Annotated in this window: 27 protein-coding genes and 4 tRNA genes; 18 read left to right on the forward strand and 13 right to left on the reverse strand. The window is 32.3% G+C overall.

The window, feature by feature from the left end:
* Positions 1–5: 5 nt before the first annotated feature.
* Positions 6–932, reverse strand: a complete 927-nt coding sequence (locus GCL57_RS12550) for a 50S ribosomal protein L11 methyltransferase (protein WP_152213698.1) — start codon at positions 930–932, stop codon at positions 6–8.
* A gap of 176 nt (positions 933–1,108) precedes the next feature.
* On the opposite strand from GCL57_RS12550, the gene GCL57_RS12555 reads away from it, so the two are divergent.
* Together GCL57_RS12555 and GCL57_RS12560 are read left to right on the forward strand one after the other, a co-directional pair.
* Complete coding sequence (locus GCL57_RS12555) at positions 1,109–2,101, forward strand: hypothetical protein (protein ID WP_152213699.1); 993 nt, start codon at positions 1,109–1,111, stop codon at positions 2,099–2,101.
* A gap of 25 nt (positions 2,102–2,126) precedes the next feature.
* Positions 2,127–3,464: a rhomboid family intramembrane serine protease gene (locus GCL57_RS12560; protein ID WP_152213700.1), complete on the forward strand. Its 1,338-nt coding sequence runs from the start codon at positions 2,127–2,129 to the stop codon at positions 3,462–3,464.
* 103 nt (positions 3,465–3,567) lie between these two features.
* On the opposite strand, the gene GCL57_RS12565 is transcribed toward GCL57_RS12560, so the two are convergent.
* The 3 genes from GCL57_RS12565 to GCL57_RS12575 all read right to left on the reverse strand — a co-directional run bounded on the left by GCL57_RS12565 (position 3,568) and on the right by GCL57_RS12575 (position 5,684).
* On the reverse strand, positions 3,568–3,900 hold the full coding sequence (locus tag GCL57_RS12565) for an HPF/RaiA family ribosome-associated protein (RefSeq protein ID WP_152213701.1): 333 nt from the start codon (positions 3,898–3,900) through the stop codon (positions 3,568–3,570).
* Between the two features lie 78 nt (positions 3,901–3,978).
* Positions 3,979–4,962, reverse strand: a complete 984-nt coding sequence (locus GCL57_RS12570; RefSeq protein WP_161597750.1) for a universal stress protein — start codon at positions 4,960–4,962, stop codon at positions 3,979–3,981.
* A 32-nt stretch (positions 4,963–4,994) separates the two neighbouring features.
* Positions 4,995–5,684, reverse strand: coding sequence for a tetratricopeptide repeat protein (locus tag GCL57_RS12575; RefSeq protein ID WP_152213703.1), 690 nt, complete (start codon positions 5,682–5,684; stop codon positions 4,995–4,997).
* Positions 5,685–5,949: 265 nt separating this feature from the next.
* Here GCL57_RS12575 and rpsP point away from each other — a divergent pair, with 265 nt between their 5' ends.
* Together rpsP and rpsT are read left to right on the forward strand one after the other, a co-directional pair.
* Positions 5,950–6,219: a 30S ribosomal protein S16 gene (gene rpsP, locus GCL57_RS12580; RefSeq protein ID WP_152213704.1), complete on the forward strand. Its 270-nt coding sequence runs from the start codon at positions 5,950–5,952 to the stop codon at positions 6,217–6,219.
* Between the two features lie 138 nt (positions 6,220–6,357).
* Complete coding sequence (gene rpsT, locus GCL57_RS12585) at positions 6,358–6,630, forward strand: 30S ribosomal protein S20 (RefSeq protein ID WP_152213705.1); 273 nt, start codon at positions 6,358–6,360, stop codon at positions 6,628–6,630.
* Positions 6,631–6,671: 41 nt separating this feature from the next.
* Here the strand turns inward: rpsT and GCL57_RS12590 are convergent, their stop codons facing one another.
* A complete protein-coding gene (locus GCL57_RS12590; protein WP_152213706.1) occupies positions 6,672–7,130 on the reverse strand; it encodes a YiiD C-terminal domain-containing protein in 459 nt (152 codons plus the stop codon).
* 201 nt (positions 7,131–7,331) lie between these two features.
* On the opposite strand from GCL57_RS12590, the gene GCL57_RS12595 reads away from it, so the two are divergent.
* On the forward strand, positions 7,332–7,781 hold the full coding sequence (locus GCL57_RS12595; RefSeq protein ID WP_152213707.1) for a DoxX family protein: 450 nt from the start codon (positions 7,332–7,334) through the stop codon (positions 7,779–7,781).
* Between the two features lie 76 nt (positions 7,782–7,857).
* Here GCL57_RS12595 and GCL57_RS12600 read toward each other — a convergent pair whose 3' ends face one another.
* Both GCL57_RS12600 and GCL57_RS12605 read right to left on the reverse strand, forming a co-directional pair.
* On the reverse strand, positions 7,858–8,049 hold the full coding sequence (locus GCL57_RS12600) for a hypothetical protein (protein WP_152213708.1): 192 nt from the start codon (positions 8,047–8,049) through the stop codon (positions 7,858–7,860).
* Between the two features lie 372 nt (positions 8,050–8,421).
* Positions 8,422–8,613 (reverse strand): hypothetical protein, encoded by a 192-nt coding sequence (locus GCL57_RS12605; protein ID WP_152213709.1) that lies wholly within the window; start codon positions 8,611–8,613, stop codon positions 8,422–8,424.
* Positions 8,614–8,996: 383 nt separating this feature from the next.
* Here GCL57_RS12605 and GCL57_RS12610 point away from each other — a divergent pair, with 383 nt between their 5' ends.
* The 5 genes from GCL57_RS12610 (at position 8,997) to GCL57_RS12630 (ending at position 13,700) form a co-directional block, all read left to right on the forward strand.
* The gene (locus GCL57_RS12610; RefSeq protein WP_152213710.1) at positions 8,997–9,980 is read left to right on the forward strand and encodes a 3'-5' exonuclease family protein; all 984 of its coding nucleotides are present in this window, start codon (positions 8,997–8,999) and stop codon (positions 9,978–9,980) included.
* Between the two features lie 156 nt (positions 9,981–10,136).
* Positions 10,137–11,288 carry a citrate/2-methylcitrate synthase gene (locus tag GCL57_RS12615; RefSeq protein ID WP_152213711.1) on the forward strand — a complete coding sequence of 384 codons (1,152 nt, stop codon included), beginning with the start codon at positions 10,137–10,139 and terminating at the stop codon, positions 11,286–11,288.
* Between the two features lie 76 nt (positions 11,289–11,364).
* Positions 11,365–12,174 carry an ATP-binding cassette domain-containing protein gene (locus GCL57_RS12620; protein WP_152213712.1) on the forward strand — a complete coding sequence of 270 codons (810 nt, stop codon included), beginning with the start codon at positions 11,365–11,367 and terminating at the stop codon, positions 12,172–12,174.
* A 135-nt stretch (positions 12,175–12,309) separates the two neighbouring features.
* Entirely contained in the window at positions 12,310–13,212 is a 903-nt protein-coding gene (locus GCL57_RS12625; protein WP_152213713.1) for a class I SAM-dependent methyltransferase, read from the forward strand.
* Between the two features lie 68 nt (positions 13,213–13,280).
* Positions 13,281–13,700 carry a chorismate mutase gene (locus GCL57_RS12630; protein ID WP_152213714.1) on the forward strand — a complete coding sequence of 140 codons (420 nt, stop codon included), beginning with the start codon at positions 13,281–13,283 and terminating at the stop codon, positions 13,698–13,700.
* A 34-nt stretch (positions 13,701–13,734) separates the two neighbouring features.
* Here GCL57_RS12630 and GCL57_RS12635 read toward each other — a convergent pair whose 3' ends face one another.
* The 3 genes from GCL57_RS12635 to GCL57_RS12645 form a co-directional block, all read right to left on the reverse strand.
* Positions 13,735–13,947 (reverse strand): hypothetical protein, encoded by a 213-nt coding sequence (locus tag GCL57_RS12635; RefSeq protein WP_152213715.1) that lies wholly within the window; start codon positions 13,945–13,947, stop codon positions 13,735–13,737.
* Between the two features lie 236 nt (positions 13,948–14,183).
* Complete coding sequence (gene serC, locus GCL57_RS12640) at positions 14,184–15,278, reverse strand: 3-phosphoserine/phosphohydroxythreonine transaminase (protein WP_152213716.1); 1,095 nt, start codon at positions 15,276–15,278, stop codon at positions 14,184–14,186.
* Between the two features lie 103 nt (positions 15,279–15,381).
* On the reverse strand, positions 15,382–15,945 hold the full coding sequence (locus GCL57_RS12645) for a hypothetical protein (protein WP_152213717.1): 564 nt from the start codon (positions 15,943–15,945) through the stop codon (positions 15,382–15,384).
* Between the two features lie 222 nt (positions 15,946–16,167).
* Between GCL57_RS12645 and GCL57_RS12650 the strand changes: the two genes are divergently transcribed.
* The 6 genes from GCL57_RS12650 (at position 16,168) to GCL57_RS15090 (ending at position 18,897) form a co-directional block, all read left to right on the forward strand.
* Positions 16,168–16,243, forward strand: a tRNA-Thr gene (locus GCL57_RS12650).
* A 5-nt stretch (positions 16,244–16,248) separates the two neighbouring features.
* Positions 16,249–16,334, forward strand: a tRNA-Tyr gene (locus GCL57_RS12655).
* Between the two features lie 21 nt (positions 16,335–16,355).
* Positions 16,356–16,432, forward strand: a tRNA-Gly gene (locus tag GCL57_RS12660).
* Positions 16,433–16,526: 94 nt separating this feature from the next.
* A tRNA-Thr gene (locus GCL57_RS12665) sits at positions 16,527–16,601 on the forward strand.
* Positions 16,602–16,662: 61 nt separating this feature from the next.
* A complete protein-coding gene (hflX, locus tag GCL57_RS12670; RefSeq protein ID WP_211363263.1) occupies positions 16,663–18,138 on the forward strand; it encodes a GTPase HflX in 1,476 nt (491 codons plus the stop codon).
* Positions 18,139–18,765: 627 nt separating this feature from the next.
* A complete protein-coding gene (locus GCL57_RS15090) occupies positions 18,766–18,897 on the forward strand; it encodes a hypothetical protein (protein WP_281349668.1) in 132 nt (43 codons plus the stop codon).
* 21 nt (positions 18,898–18,918) lie between these two features.
* Here GCL57_RS15090 and msrA read toward each other — a convergent pair whose 3' ends face one another.
* The 3 genes from msrA to GCL57_RS12685 are packed head-to-tail and all read right to left on the reverse strand — an operon-like array spanning position 18,919 to position 20,694.
* Positions 18,919–19,389: a peptide-methionine (S)-S-oxide reductase MsrA gene (gene msrA, locus GCL57_RS12675; RefSeq protein WP_152213718.1), complete on the reverse strand. Its 471-nt coding sequence runs from the start codon at positions 19,387–19,389 to the stop codon at positions 18,919–18,921.
* A 39-nt stretch (positions 19,390–19,428) separates the two neighbouring features.
* Entirely contained in the window at positions 19,429–20,034 is a 606-nt protein-coding gene (locus GCL57_RS12680) for a methylated-DNA--[protein]-cysteine S-methyltransferase (protein ID WP_152213719.1), read from the reverse strand.
* Positions 20,035–20,058: 24 nt separating this feature from the next.
* Complete coding sequence (locus GCL57_RS12685) at positions 20,059–20,694, reverse strand: glutathione S-transferase family protein (RefSeq protein WP_161597751.1); 636 nt, start codon at positions 20,692–20,694, stop codon at positions 20,059–20,061.
* 68 nt (positions 20,695–20,762) lie between these two features.
* On the opposite strand from GCL57_RS12685, the gene rsmA reads away from it, so the two are divergent.
* Positions 20,763–21,665, forward strand: coding sequence for a 16S rRNA (adenine(1518)-N(6)/adenine(1519)-N(6))-dimethyltransferase RsmA (gene rsmA / locus GCL57_RS12690; protein ID WP_152213721.1), 903 nt, complete (start codon positions 20,763–20,765; stop codon positions 21,663–21,665).
* Between the two features lie 499 nt (positions 21,666–22,164).
* Positions 22,165–22,740, forward strand: coding sequence for a GHMP family kinase ATP-binding protein (locus tag GCL57_RS12695; protein WP_152213722.1), 576 nt, complete (start codon positions 22,165–22,167; stop codon positions 22,738–22,740).
* Positions 22,741–22,765 lie beyond the last annotated feature (25 nt).

The raw sequence follows: 22,765 nt of genomic DNA on the forward strand, positions 1-22,765 counted from the left end.
ATTATTTATTTTGTGCAAACGATGGAGCACCAGTCTCCCATGCTATGAGTAGAGAGAAATATTATATTATTTTCTTCTAAAAACTTGAGAAAATCGTCTCTTTCAGAAACAAGTATACCAGATAAAATAATAATACCTTTGTCAGCAACATGATTTTTGATGGAAGGCATGATCATTTTTAAGGGGCGGCTTTGAATATTTGCAATTATCATTTCAAAACCAAATTCTTCAATTTCTTCTATGGGTGTGTTGGTAAATTGAATATTTTCGCTTAAGTTTACGCGTGCGTTTTCTTCTGCAATACGCATACAATCGGGGTCTAAGTCATTTGCAATGATAGAGCTTGCCCCTAATTTTTGGGCTGCAATTGCGAGAATTCCACTGCCGGTTCCTACGTCCATAACGCGCAGCGGTATTTTATATTCAAGCATGGTTTCTAAACATAAACGAGTTGTCTCATGTTGTCCTGTGCCAAATGCCATCCCTGGATCGATAACAATCTTATATTTTTGTGAAAAATCTTTATTTTTTTCCCAAGGAGGAATAATTGCAAATATATCTTTTACAAAAATAGGTCGAAAAGAAGCCTTCCAGCTTTCTTTCCAGTCTTGATCTGTAAGTGGTTGAATGACAAAAGTTGAGTCATCACAAGGAATGTTTACTTTTGGTAAAAGATGAGTCAATGCATTTTGAATTGAGAGCAAGTATTCTCTATCATTACTATACAAAATAACAGGAATATTATGAGCTAATTCAGTATAATAATCATGTTTTGGATCGAGAGGATTGTATTCTGCTTCAACATCGCACTCTAATGTTCCTAAAACAAAATCATGAATATCTAATTCTGCTAACAATTCAGCAAGAATATCTTTGTTTTCTTCGCTCATATTTATTTTAAGTTCGTAGCAAATATCATTATTTTGAGTCATTCAGAAATTAGACCTTTCATTTCTTTTGAGGGGCTTTTCATACAAATTTAATATTTTAGATATTTCTTTGCAGTCCATCCTTTTCTGGATTTTGTGCTATATCTCGTTAGTGCAGATTATTAGTATCCCCCATCAATAACAAAGTCTGCCATACTCTGTTTTTCAGGAGATTTGAAGTGCTTTTGAGGAAAGCGAGTCAAGAAATAGTAAATTCTCAAGATTCTGTATGTAGAATTATTGTTGGAGCTGGTGCCGTAGGATTATTTTTAGCAAATATCATAAAGACTGAAAATCCTTTAGAAACCTTGATTATTATAAGTAAATCAAAAATTTTAACTCCCATATATATTCAATATTCTGATGGAAGACAGGTTATGGCTAATCTTCCTCTAGCATTGACTCCAGATATGAATTTCGATGAGTGTTCACAAATTAAGAGTAAAAATATTTATTTTTATGTCACAACACCTCCTGAATACTGCGATCATGTTTATAAATATATTTATAAGATTGCTCATAAATTTTCTGAAAAGAAAATAATTTTTATTGTATTTATGAATAATGGTTTTGTTGATTATAAGTCATTTATTGATTTTAAGCATCACTTTAATAAAAATAAAAGACTTTTATTTTATTTTGTAAGAGCTCTCGTTGTTTCGGGCTTTATGAGAGAAAAGCTAGAAGATAAGACAATCATAAAGAATACTGCTGGAAATAAAATTTATTACGGGTTTTATAAAGATAAAAATATTAATACTCTTTGTCTTTTTCCTAAATTATTTTATGAATCGATTTATGATAAGAATATTTTTCTAAGAGAAAAGACAAAGTTTTTTACAAATTTTATGCTTGGATTGGTGATTAATAAGAATTTATTACAGAATGAAAAAATATACACCCTCATTTCGGAAAAGAAAATAGAAGAGAGTATTAGAAATTATTGTCTTTTATTTACAAAAAATGAGCTAAATTATGATTTTGTCCGAGAACAATTTTATTCAACCATTGAGGCAGCTGGTGCAAATATAAATAGTATTAGCTTTGCTTGGCATTTTGGCGATAAGAATACAATGGATTATTTTGTTATTGAGTTTAGAAAATTGCTCAAGAAAAATAAAAAATCGAGTTTGTTTTTTGAAGAACTGATAAATGAATACTATCAAAAATAAATAAAGTATCAATGGAAAGAGCTCTATGATAAGTGCGGCCAGAAGAAAAATTTTATTAAGGAAATACAGTGTAGCAACATGGTTAATAATTTTTATAAATATAATATTTTATCTTTATATTTGTGCTCAATCAGGAAATTTTCTGACTAAAATTATTCAAGGACCTGGATACGATGCTCTTATCCAATTTGGAGCGAAAGAAAATGGTCTTATTGCTTCTGGACAATTGCAGCGCCTATTTCTGCCTATGTTTATGCATGCTAATTTAGTTCACTTACTAGTTAATATGTTTGGACTTTGGTCAATAGGACGTATTTTTGAAATTATTGCTGGTCCGCGAAATTTTTTTATTTTGTATATTGTTTCTGGATTAACTGGTAATTTTTGTAGTTTTGCTCTGCTCCCACAAATGTCTGTGGGGGCTTCTGGAAGTTTATTTGGGATATTATTATGTCTATTTATTATTCAGAAATACGAAGAACGTTTATCTAAACAGTTTAAAAGACCCACACAAGGCATGCAGTTTGGAACTGTACTCTTTGTCAATGTTGTCTTAAATATTATATTTGGCTTTTCGTTTCCTATTTTTGATTGGGCTTGTCATTTAGGTGGGGCATTGGCAGGTATTCTTTTTGGCTTTGCCTTGACAACACGGCATAAATGGAACTTAAAATTTATTTTATCATCAGCAAACTCAAAGCATTTGAAGAAAAAGTTTTTTGAGAGGCATCGAATTTATTACATAGGAATTTTTCTTTTAAATGTATTATTTTTAATGTCTTTTTTTAATATAAAAAAGTATCAAATTATTTATGGAATAGCTATTGAAAGTGCTTCTGAAAATAAAAATAATGTATTGTCATATGATGATTTAAGTCAATATGAAAATATTCTTGTATCTCAAAATGAAGAGACAAATCCTGAAAATATGTTAATTGGAGCGGTTTATTTGCATAGCAATGGCTTTTACTTTGCTGCGGTTAATTTATATGAAGTGCTTTTAACTTTAAGCAATGAAAGTTTTGGCTCAGAAAAATTTATTTCAGATGAAACAAAAAGAATATTAAATTTGGCTATAGATTTAGCAAAGAGTGATAAAAGAATTTCACCAGAAATTGAAAACTATGTAGAGAAGTTATCAGGACATTTAAATTTGAAGTCTGAGATTTGCGCTAAACCCGCAGCTCTTTATATGACCTTGGGTTTTTTCCAAATATCTGGGAAATTATATGAATGTGCATATGCATTAAATTTAAAAAATGAAGATTATGCACAGAAAGCATTAGAGTCATTTCACTTAGCCGATGATATGAATGGTATCAATCAGATTCTTTCATTAGTGAAAATTGCAAATTTGCATTGACTTATTTTTACCCTCAGATACATGCTTTTATGAATGTTTTTAATAAAAAAAAGTTCAAAATATTTTATAATTTTGAACTTTGTCTTAAGAGTAGAAAATAAAATTATTCGATATCTTGTGCATAAAAAATGCTTCTAGAATCTTTATGATGATCTTGTTTTTTTGAATGGCTTTTTTTCATTTGTTCAACTGCTTTCTTTGCACATTGATGAATGCTATTGTACATGTCAGTCGATTTTACTGTTACATCACCATTAAAAGCGCCGTCAACCCAAGTAAGATGGGCTATTTGTTCTTCGCGCTGAATTGATAATGTCCATTTTGTTTTTATATGATTTAGAGCAATAGAATGCAGTTTGTCTTTTGATTCTGCTTCACAAGCATCTTTAAGGGGGTTTGTGAGATCGAAACCATGTGCTGCAACTTGAATTGGCATTAGACACTCCTTTGTGCTATAAAGTCAATGTTAATACTAAATGAGTTTTAAAAAAATTACCAATAAAAAAAGAATTATTTATGTGAAATTTTTTTGTGCAACTAAAAGAGGAATAAAACATGCTTCTTCTATTGCGGAAGTTTTGCTGCCAAGAAAAAATCTTTTTAAAGCACTTTCTCCTCTTGCACCAATGATTAGCAAATTTTTATTTTTATCTTTTTTTATCAGATTAAGAATTTCGTCTCCAACTCTTCCCGTATCAATTTGGGTATTGATATTTGTAAAGCCTGTTTTATCTTGTAATGTTTGTTTGATTTTTTTTATTTCAGTTGTTTTTTGTGCTTTTATTTCGTCAATTGTATCTGTTTGAATTTGGGAAGGAACATAATCTATAGGAAATATATGGGAAATATTCATATCTAAATGAGTCGTAGTGGCATCAAAAATATGCAAAAGTAAAAGAGGGCAATTGGCTTTTGCGGCGAATGTGGCTGCAACTTCTTCAGCATATTCGCTTGTTTCATTCAATGCTGAAGCAACTAAAATGCCTTTAGGCTCCCATGTGCTCCATTCTTCAGAAGAAGGCATAATTAAAGTTGAAACTTTTGATTCATTACATATTTCTTTTGCGGGTGAGCCAAATAATAATCTTTCCCAAAATGAACTTTGTTGTTTCCCAACAATAATGAGGTCAATTTTATTATTTTTTTCTTCAAGTATATCAATTGTTGCTGTAACTTCATTTTCAAGTTTTATTTCATATCCTATATTTTCAGGTATTTTTACATGAAAGCGTTCAGAAATTTTTTTAAAATGATCGTATGTTTCTAATTTCTTTTGTTCTAAGAACTTTTTATATTCTTCACTTTGCGGAAAGTTCTCTTGTGGCTGAACAACATTATCATTTAAAAATTTGTTTGGAATGTGTGCATAATGCTCTCCACAACTGAGTACAGTCATTTCTGCCGAAAACAGCTGAGACAACCGCAATGCTGCGATTTCTGCATTTATGGAAACCTGAGAAAGATCGGTAACACAAAGTATATTTTTAAAATTCTGCATAATTTTCTCCATTAATTTCTTCTTAATAAATATTATAATTGAAGCTTTTCTGCTTCTTTATGTCTACCTGTGGCAATCAGAATTTTTGCGAGCATATTTTTTGCTGAAAAATTTTCTTTATCTCTTGCTAAAAGATGTTTCACTGTTTTTTCTGCAAATGCAAACTCTTTGAGCTCAAATAATATTTTAGATAATAGCGTAATATATTCTATTGAATTGTGTTTTTTTGCAAGTGCAGGTAGGAGTAAATTATATGCATCTTTTAGTTTGCGATTCGTAATTAAGGAGTTTATAGCTTCGAGAAGCACTCCTCCTTTTGCATATGAATAGCTCTTTACATAAGAGCTTCTAATTCTTTCTTCTAAAATACTTTCATTTAAGGGTTTAAGAACATAGGAGCTATAGTAGCTTTCATTTAACGTATTTATATCAATTTTGTCAGAGACTTCACAAATTGCTACGCAAGGGGGGGGTGGGGTAAACCTATGACCTGCTTCGGGAAAGCGAGTGGGGAAAAATCTTATTTTATCTATTGTTTTTAAATCTTCTACGACTAGATGCGCTTTAAAACCATTTTTAATTATAATATCAAGTCCTTCTGCTGTTGTGCGAGCACTCTTTATTTCTCTTGCTCCGCAGCGATGCAATGCTGCTCGAACAACTTCTTCAGTGCTGGTTGAATCGGTGATATAAAGTGCTTTTTGTATTGACTGTGAACTCACGGGGGTTACCTCAATTTTTGAAATCATATCAAACCGTTGTAGAGCTTCCAACCCAATTGCAGCTTCTTTCTTTTTCTTAAGGAAAGAGCTTATTTCCTTGACTTTCACTCTATAAGAATTTATCAGAGGCATTTGCCGTGCGAAACTGCATGGCTTTTCTGGCAACGCACCCTGTGCGAGCTTTCCCCACAAATAAAGGTATTTGTGGAAGGCAACTCAGCAGCAAGTGCTCAATAGATGGCTTTGCCCATTTAGGAGTTTTTATATGGCTCTCAAGTTTAGACTTCAGCGTTTTGGCTGTAAAGGTCGTCCTTTTTATCACGTAGTTGTAACAGACTCCCGTAATGCGCGTAATGGCCGTTTTATTGAGCGCGTTGGTCATTACAATCCTATGCCTGAGCTTTCTGTTGTGGAACTTAAAACAGATAGAATGGCTCATTGGTACGGAGTTGGAGCTCGTCCAACAAATACAGTTGCAAATCTTCTTAAAATTAAAAAGGTTGACCTCTCTGAGCTTACAAAAACTCAAGGTTAATTTTTAGTTTATAAATGACTTAGGTTTCCGTAGCTCTTAAGTCAGGTTTTTGAATGCTGGAGTCGGTTCAAGCAAGTTTGTGTGCTGGCATTCATTTTTTAAGCGACACATACTTATTTAAGCAAATTGGAGCTTTTAATGGCTAATCATATTTCTTCTGAAAAACGCGCTCGTCAGAGCGAAGTTCGTCGTCTTCGTAACCGCGCAAACATGAGCGCTATGAAAACAGCAACAAAAAAAGTACTTGAAGCTGTGCAAAAGAAGGATTTCTCAAATATTGCAGAACTTCTTCGTGATGCTCAGTCTGTTATTGCTAAAACTCGTAAAAAAGGCACAATTCATAAGAACAACATGGCTCGTCGCATCAGCCGTTTGACTGCTTATGTAAATAAGGCTCGTAATGCTCAGTAATGAGTGAGTTTAATCAAATAAAAAAAGCCTTCAAAATTTAATTATTTTTTGGAGGCTTTTTTACGTATATAAAGAGTTTTTTCAATTTCTGCAATAATATTATTATTTTCATCATTAATATGCAGGGTGAATTTTGGTTCAACTTTATCACCATTTATAGCCTTTTTGTGAATCTCATCAATTTGTTCTTTTGTGATTAAAATCTTTGCGAACACTTTGCCTTCGGCTGGTTTTTTAAAATGTATTGTTGCGGATTTATCCCAAATAATATGTTCACGACCTAAATGATGCATGAGTAATAACACTAAAAAAGGATCAATCATAGAATAGAGTGAGCCACCAAATTGTGTTCCTTTAATATTTTTATTCCAAAATTTGAGTTTCATTTCTACATTTAATGATGTCATATCATCAGAAATGTTATTTATTCGTACCCCCGCACCTAAATATGGTGGCCAAAAGCTCATCAACTTTAACATTGTTTTCATTTTTAATTTCATTTTAGATCTTTCTATAAAATTAATTAAATACCATTTCTATATATACAAAAGTAAAGTAAACTTAAAAAAATAATTAAATTGACATTTATAATTGAATTTTAAAAACAAAATGTTAATTTAACAAATGACACGAGTTACTTGATTCTGATTTTGCATACTTATATGTTCTAATAGTAAATAATAAAAAGGAAAAGATTTCATATGAAAAAAATTATCAGTAAGTTAATTCAGACGACTCCAGAGTATTCATCACTTATTATGCGTCTTGCGTTAGGTATTATGATTTTACCACATGGATTGCAAAAAACATTAGGATTATTTGGAGGAAATGGTTTTGCAAAGACCTTGGAGTACTTTACAAATGTAGAAGGGTTTCCAATTTTTATTGCTGTCCTGCCAATATTAGCAGAATCTTTTGGTGCTTTGGGACTTATTTTTGGTTGTTTAACTCGTATTTCTGCTTTTGGAGTGGGAGCAGTTATGCTCGTAGCGATGATAACGCAGCACTTGTCACATGGTTTTTTTATGAATTGGTATGGAACTCAAGCTGGAGAAGGCATTGAATTTTTTATTCTAGCCATTGGCCTGTCAGCTGCTCTTATAATAAAAGGAGGAGGAGCTCTTTCCATTGATAGAAAGTTAAGCATTTAATTGATATCCTCCCTTCCTAAAAACCTCCTAACGTCGATTTTTTGAGGAAGGGGATTCCCTAGATACAAAAGAAAAACTAGCTAGAATTTTTCTTGTATGTTGAAGCAGCTCTAACGGCTTTGTACTTCAACATTGATTTAAACATTCCAATCCCTGAGTCTAATGATATTCCTGATAGTTTTTTATTTCGATTCATGAATTTACAAGGAACATCACCTACAACAATTAGGGAACATTTTTTAGCAAGTAGCAAGAGTTTTAATCCCAATATCTATGCCAATTTCATTATCATCTTCTCTTTTAATTCCTATTTGTTCACTTTCAAATGTGACATTAAGATACTAATGACCACTTTTATCTTGGCAAAATGAGCCTGTTTTTATTTTTGCATCATCTGGAAGATCTCTTGAGTTCCAAAAAGAAAACTCATTTTTATTATAAGATATTTTTCCATTATGAATTTTAATTGCGGATGCTTTAAACGATATCCATCACAAAGATCTTTTCCCACGCCAACGCAATAGTGTTTTAAACTGTTTTCTTCTTGTGATGTATTCTTCAGAAATAAATTGAACTGTTTGAGAATGCAATTCTAACTCTTTTGAGTTTCCACTTACTAGATTATTCATCTCAAATTTTGTTAAAAAATATGGGATTGAAGCTTTTCACCAGACTTTTTATCATCTATTAACTTAACAGATTTATTTTTAAGAGCCTCTTTTTGAGTTAGTTTACAAAAATTCCATACCATATTTACAGAACGAGACATCTTAGAAAGCACTCTATTTGCTCTCCCTGAATCTTTAATTCTGTAGAAATATGTTATTATCATTAATGCTCAACTCCTTTAGCTTAAAAAAAAATTATGCATGTAAAAAAGTTACAAGTAAAGCCGACTTTCGATAAACAAAAATTCCTATCGTCTGTTTGCATGCCTCGTCAGGCTTTCAATTCAACCTTGCACAGTTTGGTGCTGCAGTCTTTTCAGCTCGCTTATATCCCCGACTTTAGAAGTCGGGGATATAAGCTCGTTTCTGATAAATACTTTATTTATAGAGTGGGCTTGTTTTATTAATTTTCAATCTTTTTAAAAATATTAAATTATAATCGAGAGTATTTTATTGACCGGCAAAATATTATTGACTTTATTTTTTTATAAAATATTATCATGTTGATTTTGTGATTCACTTTTATGAAAAATTGAGCAAACTTAATATGACAATGAACACGTCTCGGAACTTATTGAAAAATGAAAGACCGCAAGCCCCTATCCTCATTTTTGATATAGAAACCATACCTGATATTCCATTATTATATCTAAATTATCAAGATAAACTGCAACATGACTTTCACTTCGAAGAAGAACTTCATTGGAATAGCAATGAAACTTTAGAAAAAATTAAGTTTTCTGCTAAAATTGATTTCCCACAAACAATTTATCATTGTGTGCTATCAATTTGTGCTATTTTTATTGATCCTGAAACATATCAAATTATGGATGGTTTTAAGCGAACGATCAGAGGTGTTAAAAATTATAGTGAATTAAAAGTAGCTGAAAAAAATATACTAAAAGAATTCTGGGATTTTTCTATTAAATATCAAGATTATCATAAATTTTGGTACGACCAAACTATGAATGATCGCTATATGAGTGATTATCAAAGAAATAAATTAAAAAAGCTGCCAGTAACATTTTGCGGATATAATATTGCAAACTTTGATCTTATGGTAATTGAGCAAAGAAGTCTCATTCATTTTATTACATGCCCAATAGAAGACTATGTAAAAAACTTAGGTAACGATTCCTATCGTTATAAATATGCTTCTGATAAAGTATTCGATCTTATGAATTTTGTTTCAAATTATGACAATAGAAATGCAAGAGTTGGACTTAATATTCTCTCACGTTCTATGGGGCTAGGTGGAAAATTGAGTGGTATGGATGGGGCTAAAGTCGCAGAGGAATTTTATAGTAACAATGCATCAGATAAAATAGAGGAGTACTGTGCTATTGATGTATTAATTTCCTATGGCGTATTTCTAGCTATCCAGAAATTTAGAGGAATTCTTTCCGAAGAGCAGTTTAAAGAGTGTTTAATTTGGTTTGAAAATTGGCTTTTAAAAGAAGGAAAACCAAAAAGTTATCAGGATTTAGCAAAAGAAAGTTCGAAGTATTTTGAATATTCTAAAAATACTTAAGACTTTCGTGAAAGTGCCGATGGTTGTCTGTACGCACCGACAGGAGTATAGAGGATCAAGAGTACGTAAGCCATTTTGTTTTGGAGTTTCGTATTTCTGCTTCGCTACGATTTAATTTAAAGTATTATATATTTCTTAATTTCGGAGGATATTCTTATGGCTGAAGAACTCGGATTTTCAAAAGGGCTCGCGGGTGTCGTTGCAGATGCAACCTCTGTAAGCCAAGTTCAGGGTGAAGATGGACGTCTTATTTATCGTGGTATTTCTATTGAAGAGCTTGCTGAAAAATCAACATATGAAGAATGCGTTTATTTTTCTCTTTACGGAAAAATGCCCACAAAAAATCAATTAACAAAATTCAATACTGAATTAAGACACAATCGTGTTCTTCCAAAAGCAGTTGAAGCAGTTATTGCTGCGGCTCCACGTTCTGCACACCCAATGGCAGTTTTACAAGCGGCTGTTGCTGCTATGGGGTTTGATGAACAACCTGTTAATTTAAAAAATGAAGAAGCAAATATTCATAATGCCATTAAAATAATTAGCCAATTAGCTACTGCTGTTGCACACATTTCTAGAGATCGGCGCGGGCTTGCAGCTGTGTCTCCAAATACAGAAATGTCACATGCAGAAAATTTCTTATATATGCTTCATGATAAAGTACCAAACAAAGAAGAAGCACGTATTTTCGATGTTGCCTTAATTCTTCATCTTGATCATGACTTCAATGCTTCTACTTTCTCAGCACGTGTAGTTGCTTCAACTGAAGCTAAACTTTCTCTTTCCATTTCTGCTGCTATAGGCGCTCTCTCTGGACCATTGCACGGTGGTGCAAATGAAAAAGTTCTTGAAATGGCAGATGGGATTGGCGCTCCTGAATATGCGAAAGAATGGGTATTGAATGCTATTGCAACAAAAGCAAAGGTTATGGGATTTGGTCACCGCGTTTACCGCACTATGGACCCACGTGCAAAAGTATTGCGTGGTATGCTTGAAAAACTCGTTGCTACAAAAAGTGATAAGAGCACTTACGAAACCCTTCGCATCGTGCATGACACTATGATTGAAGAATTGGGCAAAACTTCAAAAGACTATATTTGGCCGAACGTCGACTTCTGGTCTGGTTCACTTTATCGCCTAATGGACATTGATTCTATTGATTTTACCCCTATTTTTGCTGTTTCTCGTGTGGCGGGCTGGTCTTCGCACATTATCGAAATGTGGCGTGACAACCGAATTTATCGTCCTTCAGCAAAATATGTTGGTCCAACCGATGCTAAATATACAGAAATAAAAAATAGAAAATAATTATTCTGTTTTTTATTCTTTTGTTAAAATGAGATTGATAGGTATTTTCCTATCAATCTTTTTTTTGGGTTTGTAAATGCTAGATAATCACTTAAAAATCAATGAGCCTGCAATTTTGTTTGATAGATATTCCTTATCAGTGGGCTTTATTTCTCCCATTCGTGAACTATCTTTTTCAATTCATGAAGGACAATCTGTTGCTATTATTGGTCCAGCAGGCTCTGGCAAGAGCATGCTGTTGTCAATTATTGCTCAATTTTTATGGGAAATTGATGATAAGTTTTTATTAAACTCTTTAAAACAAAGTGGAAATTTACAAATTCTTGGAATACCGCTTGGCGGAGAAAAGCCAATATCAAATATTTTAAAGAAAATATATACAAATGTTGTTTTAGTTTCAGAAAAAAGTGCATGGCTTCCTGTGTCTATTGCAGAAAATTTTGCACTTTCCCAGAGTTTAATTGGTGCAGAAAGTATATTAGAATTTCATGAATTAATTGATAGTTTACCTATCTCTCATCATAATAAAGCACAAATAGATTCTTTAGCAGAATTATTACCGAGTCAAGTAGAAGTTCCTTTTTTACAGCAACTTGCTATTATTCGTGCACTTATTCGCAAACCAAAAATATTATTGCTCGATGATGCATTTTTAAGAATGGATCCAGTTTTATTAAAGCAAACAGAAAATTTAATTTTGAATATGAGTGAAAAATCAACTCTTGTTTGGGCAACAAATGATCTTTTTCAAGCCAGTCGTGTAACCGATTGGACATTATTTATGCGACATGGAACCATGGTTGAATATACTCGAACGGCTCAATTTTTTACAAATCCCACAACTCGAGATGCAGAAAATTTTATTGCCGGGCGTGATGAAGTTTGACAAGTTTTATTCTCAATACTTTTCATTAATTTCATTTTGAAAAAATTAATTTTTTGATAGAAGTTTCTTATTGAGAAATAGTAAAAATATTGTTTCTTTATTAGAGTAAATGTATTAAATAAAAAGGTTTTTCAAATGAATATTATATCTCATACTAACTCTAAAATTTCTATAAATGATTTAATTGAGCAAAAAAAGCAAAAAATAATCAAAGAGTCTAATGGTGATCAAAGTATTATTAATAAAAAAATAACACTTCTTGAAGAATTTGTCTCATTTGATTTAGGTAAATTTTTACTACAGAATAAAGGTTTAAATGGCTATTGGACTGAATATATCTGTTCTTATCCAATTAGAAAGAAAAAGAATACTTTGAATCCATATGAAGTTAATTTTTTAGAAAAAATTCCAATATCTGTATCAACACAAGAAAGATATCAAATATTTAGCTCCGAAATAGCAAATTATTTTAAAGATGGAGTTCGCTTTGCTTCTCTTCCTTGTGGTCTCATGTCCGAATTCCTTACTCTAGAAACTCAAAAGGCAAAAGATTTTAAATTTATTGGTATTGATTTAGATGATATTGCTTTAGAGCAAGCAAAAAGTATTTCTTTAGTTAAAGGATTGAGTCAGTTTTGTGAGTTTTATAAAATGGATGCATGGGAACTTGATTTTAAAAATGAATTTGATCTCTTAAGTAGTAATGGTTTAAATATTTATGAAAAAGATAATGACCGTGTTCTTCATTTATATAAATCATTCTATAAAGCCTTAAAAAAGAAAGGAACTCTCATAATAAGCACTTTGACTCCATCACCAATGGAATCTATGGAATCATCTTGGAATATGGATAAAATTAATCCAGAAGATCTACTTGTGCAAAAAATAATTTTTGTCGATATCATTGAAGCTGCTTTTCAAGCAAGTAGAAGTGTACATTTTACTATAACTCAATTAATGCAAGCAGGCTTTTCAAATTTTAGAGTCTTGCCAGATTCGCGAGGAATGTTTGTAACAATTGTAGCCCAAAAAAGGTAAATAATCTTTTAAATATGTTACTTGCAAGCTGATTACTTTTAAAACATAATATTTTATAGGCGGAAAAATTGAAAAAACAAATAAGATTTATTTTAACTTCTGTTAGTATTTTACTCTCTATGTTTTGTGGTCTTGAAAATTCTTATTCACTTGAAGAAAATGTAAAGATTGAGGAGTGTTCTGATTTAAATTGCGTTCGAAGTCATATTGATGAGATAAACAAAGGAATTGTTTTATTACTTGCAAAAAGAATGCAATATGTTGTGCAAGCTGGTGAAATAAAGCTAAAAAATAATATCGTTACTGCTTATGATAAGAAGAGAGCGGAACTGGTTGTTAACAATGCTGAAGAGTTCGCTAAGGAAAAAGGTCTACCATCTGGATTTACAAAAGAAATTTTTCAAGTTATTGTTGATAAATCAAGAGATTTTGAGCAAATAAAAATGGATAAAAAAAGTAATCTTGATAAAATTAAAACAAAGAAGTAGTTTTATAGTTATCTGTAAGTTTAAAATCTCAAAATTATTTAGCAGATTTAATTAATTCAATGATTTTTTTCTTTATTTCGACAAATTTTGAATTATTAGCATTGCCAATTTTTCCTGCATCTGTATTACCTGTCGATAATATTTCATCTAATATTTTGAGCAGATCTTTTTGACCTTCTTCATAGCCTTCACTTCGCCCTTCTTTATATTCATGATTGTCTTTATGTGAATGCTTTTTGTGATTCATAAAAATACCTTTCTAATTCATATGACTTTATGTATAAAATTATATTTGAGAATAGTATCGGAAAATAATTGAACTATTTGAGAGAATTTAAATGCTTTCAAGGCAATTGATGCTTGGATAACTTTATATTTATTATTGAATATATAATTAAATTAAAGATTTAATCGTGTTTTTTATTGAAATGCTAAATGTCATCTATAGAATATATTTTGATTGGTATAGAAAATAGCTAAAACTTATCCAAATTTTTTACGGTAATCTTGCATAAACTTAGCAAAAATAGAAGCAGACTCTAAACTCACACCATTGTACATGGAAGCTCTTATGCCCCCTATTGTTTTGTATCCTTTTATTTCAAGAATGCCCTGCTTTTTAGCTTCTTCTATAAAGTGTTCGTCTTGCTTTGCAGAAGATAACTTAAAAACAAAATTATGCCGTGAACGATAGTTCTTATCGACATTAAAGATATAAAAACCAGCATCGATTTCATTGTAAACCATTTTTGCTTTTTCCAGTGCCCATTTTTCCATGGTGGAAACACCGCCGCAAGAGTCTATCCAGTTTAGCATTTTATTCATTGCAAATATTGGAAAAACAGGAGGAGTATTGAGTGCGCTTTTTGCATCGAAAATAGCGTGATACGTAAGAGCTTTTCCCACTCTATCAAGTTTTGTCAGTTCTCTGCTTTTTTCGAGTAGGTCATTGCGGATTATAATTACAGAAGCACCTGCAATACCAAAGTTTTTCTGTGCACTTGCGTAGACAAGAGCAGTTGAATCCCAAGGAATATCCGTACGTGAGCCTAGTGAGCTTGTCATGTCGAGAACAACAGGAATGCCACCAAAGGTGGGTATGTCTTTATATTCCGTTCCATAAACTGTGTTGTTAACTGTGATGTGAACATATTTTGATTTTTTTGGAATTTTCCATTCTTTGGGATTGCCTAAGGTAAAATAATCAGGTCTTCCATCATAAACTAAATGTACTTTTCGACCGCTGGCAAAGGCTTCTTCACAGGCTAAATGCGACCAAACTCCTGTTTCGGTATAAGCGATTTCGTCTTCAGGGGCAGAAAGATGTTGAGTGAGTAAGGAGAAATGTTGTTGTGCACCACAGACAGAAAAAAGGAGCGAATGTGTATCGGGGACTTGAAAGGTTTTTTTTGCAAGGGCAAGAGTTTCTTGACTCAGGTTTTCATATTGCTTTGAGCGGTGGGATATTTCCATCACGCTGACACCTATACCAAAGGTATCAAGTAATTCTTCTTTAATTTGATTTCGAACAACTTCAGGTAAGCGAGCTGGCCCAGGACTAAAATAATGTACATTCATAAAAACCCCATTCAATGAAAAAATACATTTTATTTATTTATCAGTATAATTTTTTAAAAGCGAGTCGAGGAATGAATTTTAAAGAAGAATTTTGAATAAAGATTTAAAATTTTAAAGAGGCTACCATAATCCCAAATTGATTTTTACCTATCCAAAATGCAGGCACCGCAAAAGCAATGTTGCTGCCTTCTCCAACGATGAGAGCTCCAGCTTTTGGCAGTGTGTGCGAAGCCTTCGCTGTTTGCTTATTTTCTTGCCTTTTAGCAGGATTATATCCTTGGCCGGGAATAGTTGGCGGCATGCTATAAAAGTAGTTTTCTTCATTTTCCGGAGCATAGTTAAAATATGAATTTTTTTTGCTGTGTGAGACACCATAAATACCATAAGCACTTCCCATCATAAACCCAATAGATGCGCCTCCTGCAACGATTCTAAGGTTATCTAAGGGGGAGTTTGAAAGAAAAGGGAGAATTGCTGTTCCCATCATAGCTCCAAAAAGTGCTCCGTAACCACCTGCCACAAAGATATCTCGCATGTCATCTTCACTTGTGTACATTTCTTGAGCTTGACATGAGAGAGAAGTAAAGCATGTGAACAGTAAGGACGTTCCAATTAAGAAGGTGGTTCTGAGCTTATTCTTTAGGCTCTTTAGGATACAAACCTTCATAATACCTCCATTAAGGTTTTTAGAGTCGTTTTTACTTATTTTATTTTTGCATAAATAAGATTGAATTATAATAGTCAAACAATAATTAGGTAAATAATTCCTTTTTTTGTCTCGTATTTTTTAACTGTTCCAAAGCAATCTTAGAGGAGTAAGATTTTTTTTTATAAGTTTGCTTGACAAGGTTGGTCGTCATAGTTTAACCACATCTTCACTGAGATGTAGGCTGGCTTAGCTCAATTGGTAGAGCACCTGATTTGTAATCAGGCGGTTGGGGGTTCAATTCCCTTAGCCAGCTCCATTTTCGGGGAGGTTCCAGAGTGGCTAAATGGGGCGGACTGTAAATCCGCTGTCTTACGACTTCGGCAGTTCGAATCTGCCCCTCCCCACCATTTTCCAAAAGTTTTTTATGCGCGGGTGTAGCTCAATTGGCTAGAGCGTCAGCCTTCCAAGCTGAATGTTGAGGGATCGTGCCCCTTCACCCGCTCCATTCCTTCGACCTTAGCCCTTTTCTTGTGGTTGAGAGTATTTATCCCCCAAGTAAAAGTTTATTCTAATTAGCTAAGACGATGTCTATGCGTTTTGCCCATGTAGCTCAGCGGTAGAGCACTTCCTTGGTAAGGAAGAGGTCTCCGGTTCAAGCCCGGACATGGGCTCCATCTTTTTGTCAATAAAAATTCCTTTGCTAGAAAAATTCTAAAATAATTGGTACGGATTTGAGTGACTCGTCGCTCTGTTTTTTTGCAATGGAACACTTCTCTTTTCTTTTATTATATTTTAAAGGTATTTATGCTTCTTGAAAATGAAAATAATAAGGTCTTAAAAGCAATTCTCGTCGGTATTTCTTTACCCGGAACAAGTGATCTCGAAAATAAAGAATCATTAAAAGAGCTTGAAAGATTAGTACAAACTCTTGGTTTTCAGGTTATTGGTTCAACTCAGCAAAAGCGTCGTAATCTTTCCGGTGCTATTCCGTTAGGAGAGGGTAAACTTAAGGAAATTGCAAAAATTACGGGTGGAACAGGGGTGGTTAAATCTGCGGTTCCTCTTAGAAAGAATAAAGCTAAATTAAAATTAGAAGAAGAGCATGAGGCTGAAGAAGAGGAAGAAGAAATATTTGAAGAAAGTACTTCTGAATATGAAGAAGATCATGAAAAAATCGTAGGAAAAGCTGAAGCTGTTGTTTTTGATTGTGAGTTGACTCCATCTCAAATCACTCATTTACAAAGTGCATTTGGAGTTGAGGTTCTCGACAGAACTGGTGTTATTGTTGAGATTTTTAGTCGACATGCCAAGACAAGAGAAGCTCGTTTACAGGTTGAAATTGCAAAATTAAAGTATTTAGCTCCTCGCATTCGTGAGGCTGGACAAAGTGAAAGACAAGGAAGTGGAGCGGGCGCACGTGGCGCAGGTGAAACTGCCGTCGAGCTTGATAAGCGGAGAATTCGTGATAGAATTGCAGAACTTCGCCGAGAAATTGCTTCTATTCAAAAAGAACAAGGTAACAGAAGAACAAAACGTTCTGATCAACCTTGCGTTGCTCTTGTTGGATACACAAATGCGGGTAAATCATCTTTAATGAGAAAGCTTACTGGCAGTGAGGTTCTTGTTGCAGATAAGCTCTTTGCAACACTTGACACTACTGTTCGTTCTCTTTATCCAGAAACGCATCCACGCATTTTAATTTCTGATACAGTTGGTTTTATTAAAAAACTTCCTCATGATTTGGTTGCTTCTTTTAGATCTACATTAGACGAGGCTTTAAATTCTTCATTACTGCTGTTTGTAGTTGATTCATCAGATATATCTTGGAAATCTCAGCTTGAAGTGACAAAAGCTGTTTTAAGTGAGATTGGTGTAACAGATGAGACTCCTGCAAGACTTGTGCTAAATAAAATAGACAATTTAACTAAAGAGGAACTTGCACACTTAAAGAGTGAGTTTCCAGATGCTCTTTTCATTTCGACTAAAAGTGAAAAAGATATAGAATTTATGCATCATTTTATTAGAGACTTTTTTGAGCAAGATATGCTTGAGGTTGATTTATTTGTTTCTTATAATATAAAAGGTGTTATCGGTGAGATTCGAAGTTTATTTCGCGTATTAAATGAGAAACATGAAGATGAAGGAATAATTTATAAAATTAGAGGTAAAAAAGAAACTATTGAAAAAATAAAAAAGATCCATAACCTCTAGTTCATTTTTTTAAGTGATACAGACTGCTTTTTCTTTTTTTATCAAGAAAATTTATATGATAATCTTCTCATTTCTTTAGTCTCTAAGCAACCCAATTGGTTTAAGAACAATAAAAAATAAATGTATTTGTCATAAGAATAAGCATCTTCTTCGGACTGCCATATCTTTTAAAATAATTCATATTGCTAAAATTATTGACAACAATCAAAGGTATGCAGATTTTTAGATGACAAGTTAAGGAAAAAGCAGAGATCAAAAGAACTTTTTCATGCTATACAGAGAAAATATTTATTATTTTTTCGTGAAGTCAGAAATCAGAACTTGCATTTTAAAATTACTTGAGTTTATAACACACCCAGAAACAAACGTGTTCGGATTAAGGTTTCTATTCCAACCTATAAAAAAATCCCTACCTTTGATCTCTCGCCTTAGCATTGTCCTCACTTATATTTACATTCCACTTTTCTTCCTCAGAAGAACGACGCAGAGGGTCCGCACCGAACGGCAGGCCTTCTGATTTTTTTTATTTTAAAAAAAATAATTTTTATATAAACTCATTGCATTCTAATTTGACATCGCTTACGTTATTAAAGTTACTTTAACATAACAATTCAAAAGGAGATTGCGATGCCAGGTAAAGATGGTAAGAAAAAGCCAAAGCAAGATAAAAACAAGCAAACATCTTCTGCAAATCAATCAAATCAACAAAAGCAAGCTGAACCACAGCCTGCAAATCAAAAAGATCAAAAAAAGCGCTGATTTATCAGCGCTTTTTTTATTTTATATATGACAACTTGCCAGTCCTTTTTTTTCTAAATATTGTTGATGATACTCTTCAGCTTTATAAAAAGTTGAGGTGGGTGTTATTTCTGTGACAATTTTATCTTTATATATATGCCTCTCATCTAATTTTAATTTTGACTTTTCAGCTTCAATTTTTTGTTCTTCACTATGATAAAAAATTGCGGAACGATACTGCGTTCCAATATCTGGACCCTGTCTATTTAAAGTTGTTGGATTGTGGCACTTCCAAAAAATATCAAGTAACTCAATATATTTTACTATTTTAGGATCAAATGTAATTTGCACAACTTCTGCATGGCCTGTGTTATCGGTGCAAACTTCTTCATAAGTGGGGTTTTTAAGTTTCCCCCCTAAATATCCTACCTGTGTAGAAATGACACCTTTAATGGTTCTGTATTTAGCTTCTACACCCCAAAAACATCCTGCTCCAAATGTTGCAACTTCCATTTTAGTCTCCTTAATAAGTTTGGATTATTTAAATTAAAATCAGAAATCTGATTTAATATGGAGTGAATCGCTCGACCCTAATGGGAACGAGAGTGCGGCCTTGCTTTGTTCAAAATCTAACATTCTTTTTTTTATGTGAATGCCCCAGCGATATCCGCCTAAACTTCCATCCTTTCTTACAATTCTATGACATGGCATAAAATAAGAAATAGGATTTTTTCCAATTGCATTTGCGACTGCTCTACTAGATTTTGCTTTATTTATGCTTTCAGATAAAACGCTATAAGATATTTTTTCCCCAAAAGATATATTTACAAGCGCTCTCCAAACTTTTAATTGAAAGTTTGTTCCAAATAAAATAAATTTAGTATTTTTATTTTTAATTTCAAGATTCATATCAAAGAAAAGATTTATATCTCTTTTTAAAAAAGAGAGTGAATTATTAAATTTTAATTCAAAATCACTAATTATTTTTGCAAGATCTTTTTCATTAATAAAAAATAAATTTAAAATATTTTCATTTTCAAATATACAAAAATAATAACCAAAATTTGAGTTCCCAGAAACATAAAAAATATTTTTATTTTTTATGTAATCTGCAAAGTTATGAATTGATTTATAGATAAAGTCAGTATCACTATACATTTCTAGCCTTTTAATGCACGCCTATTATAGACGATTTTTAACATCATTGCGTACTTTAACCATGGAAGGGAGTTTTAAAATATGATCTATATAGTTTTGTAATATAGGATATTTTACAACTTCTTCTTTTACCCATAAGAGCGTTGTGGCAATTATAAAGTCGGGAGTACTTATTTTATTTCCTAGAACATACTTATTATCTTTTAAAGCTTTTTCTAAGAATTGTGCGCAAAAAGTAAACTTCTTTATGGCATCTTCAAGAAGATATACGGATCGATTTTCAGGCGCAAGTGATTTTGAATGATGTAAAATTGTCAGACTCACAGGGTCAAGAGAGCTGACTCCAAAATACATAAGTTCTTTATATTGAATATATTCTTTACTATTTTCAGTGGGATAGTGTAGTCTATCTTTATGTTTAAAAGCAATGTATTCGCAAATAGCTCCTGATTCTGATAAAAAAAGACTTTCATTTTTATCCTCAAGTACAGGAACTGCTCCATATGGGTTTATTTTTAAAAACTCATTGGTTTTATGCTCACCTTTTGCTAATTGAATGGTGGTTAATTCGTAAGGGATATTTAACTCTTCGAGCATAAACTTAACTCTATCCGAGCGAGTTGCTGGGCATTCGTAAAGTCTGAAAGGACTGCTTGACACCGAACCCTCCTTCTTGCAAAGCAATATTTGGAGCCATCTCCAATTCACCTTCAACTGGCAGGAATATTATGCGCAACAAATTCAATAAAGAAAAAGAATTACAAAAAGAGAAAGCAAACCATGCTTTTCATCTTCACGCAAAAAAATCCTTAGGTCAGAATTTTTTAAGAGATGCCAATGTTGTTGAGAAAATCGCCTCTTCTATAGATACACTTTTTACGGAAAAAGAACAAAAATACGTTCATGAAATTGGGCCAGGTACAGGAGCATTAACTCTACCTTTATTACAAAAAAGTATAAAAATAAAAGCTTTAGAAAAAGATGAACGTTCTGTTGATGGGCTAAAGAAGACATTGCTAATAGAATATGAAAACCAATTTGAAGTTGTTCAAACTGATATTTTAAAATGGACTCCAAGCGAAGATGAATATTTAATTGCCGTTAAAAAGTGCGTTTGTGTTGGAAACATTCCCTATTATATCACGAGTGACATTCTTTTCTGGTTTTGCAAAAATTATAAATTTTACACGCATGGCATTTTTATGGTGCAAAACGAAGTTGCTGATAGATTGCAAGCAAAGCCTGGTACAAAAGACTACGGAAGATTAACTGTTCGTATTCAGTTATTCTTTGAAGTCAAAAAACTTTTTGTTGTTCCTGCGCAATGCTTTGTTCCACAACCGAAAGTTGATTCTGCTATTGTACAGCTTTCTCCGAAAAACTTTTCTTTTGCTACACAAGAAGAAGACGTTGCTTTTAGTTCATTTACTACTATTTTATTTAGTGCGCGTAGGAAAATGTTGCGAAGGGCTTTGCATGCGCAACTTTGGCAATTAGAAGAAAAAGCGCAAGGTAAAATAAATAGATTTTGGAATTTAGCAAATTCATTGGGAGTTTATGAAGAAACTCGGCCAGATACTCTTTCTCCATTGACAATACTAGAGCTGCATAGGTTTTTCTATTTCAAGTAAATTTAAACATTTAATAAGCGTTTTTCTCAAATAATTAAGCTCTTGAAATGATATTGCTTCAAGAACGGTGTGAAGTACGTATATATTTACTAAAAAAATTGCAAAATTATAAAGAATTCTCAATTAACTTTTTTTAAAAAAAACGATAATAACCCATAATAATAAATATTTTATATTAATTTAATCTTTTTATTAAAAGTATTTAATTAATTTTTATATATATAAGTTTTTATTTTGACATAAATAAGAAGCAAAATAAAAATAAAATGGTAGTCTATAAATGATTAAATATAAAAATAGGAGTAAAAATTAGCTAATAAAATTGGTAATCTAAATACTAAAGAGTTATAAATTTTTAATAAATGAACTTGCACTGAAAAACCTTTAATAGTAGTCACGTATATGTAATTGTTATAAAAATTAATTTGTGAGAATATATACTCGCTTTTTGATAATTTGAAAATTTTTTTATTATCTTATAGAAAGATTTAATATTTATATGAGCACCCTTTCACAGGCAATCTGCCACGGTACCTTTGGTGAACTCATCCAAGGTGTTATCCATTCAAAACCATTTCTTATCACTTTACCAATTCAAAAATTTTCTTGTGTAAAATATTATGAAGGTATTGCGAAAAATAATAGAGAACTCTTTGTAAAAAGTTATCTAGCTGCAGATATATTAAGAGAAAAATTAGGAAAAGAAGGTGTATATGCCCTTGATATTCACTCGGAATTAACTCGAGGAAAGGGGTTGGCATCAAGTTCAGCCGATATAGTGGCTACTTTAAAGGCAATATTACACAACGAAAATTATGATGAAGAAAGTGAAAGTGAGTTGATTTCTTCAATTTGTCGCCAGGTTGAACCAACAGATGGAGTGATGTTTCCTGGGTTTAATGCATATTTCCATCATGATTGTAAATTAAAAGAAAAATTAGGTTTTTTTCCAATTGAAATAATTGGTGTGGTTGAAGATGGTTTTGTTGATACATTAAAATTTAACTCAAAAAATATTAAATATTCTCGTGATGAAATAAGAGTACAAAAGTTATTGGAAAATGCGCAAGTATAAGTGCTGAAATTAGTCAAAATTATTT

This window comes from Fluviispira multicolorata, assembly GCF_009208585.1.
Classification (GTDB): domain Bacteria; phylum Bdellovibrionota_B; class Oligoflexia; order Silvanigrellales; family Silvanigrellaceae; genus Silvanigrella; species Silvanigrella multicolorata.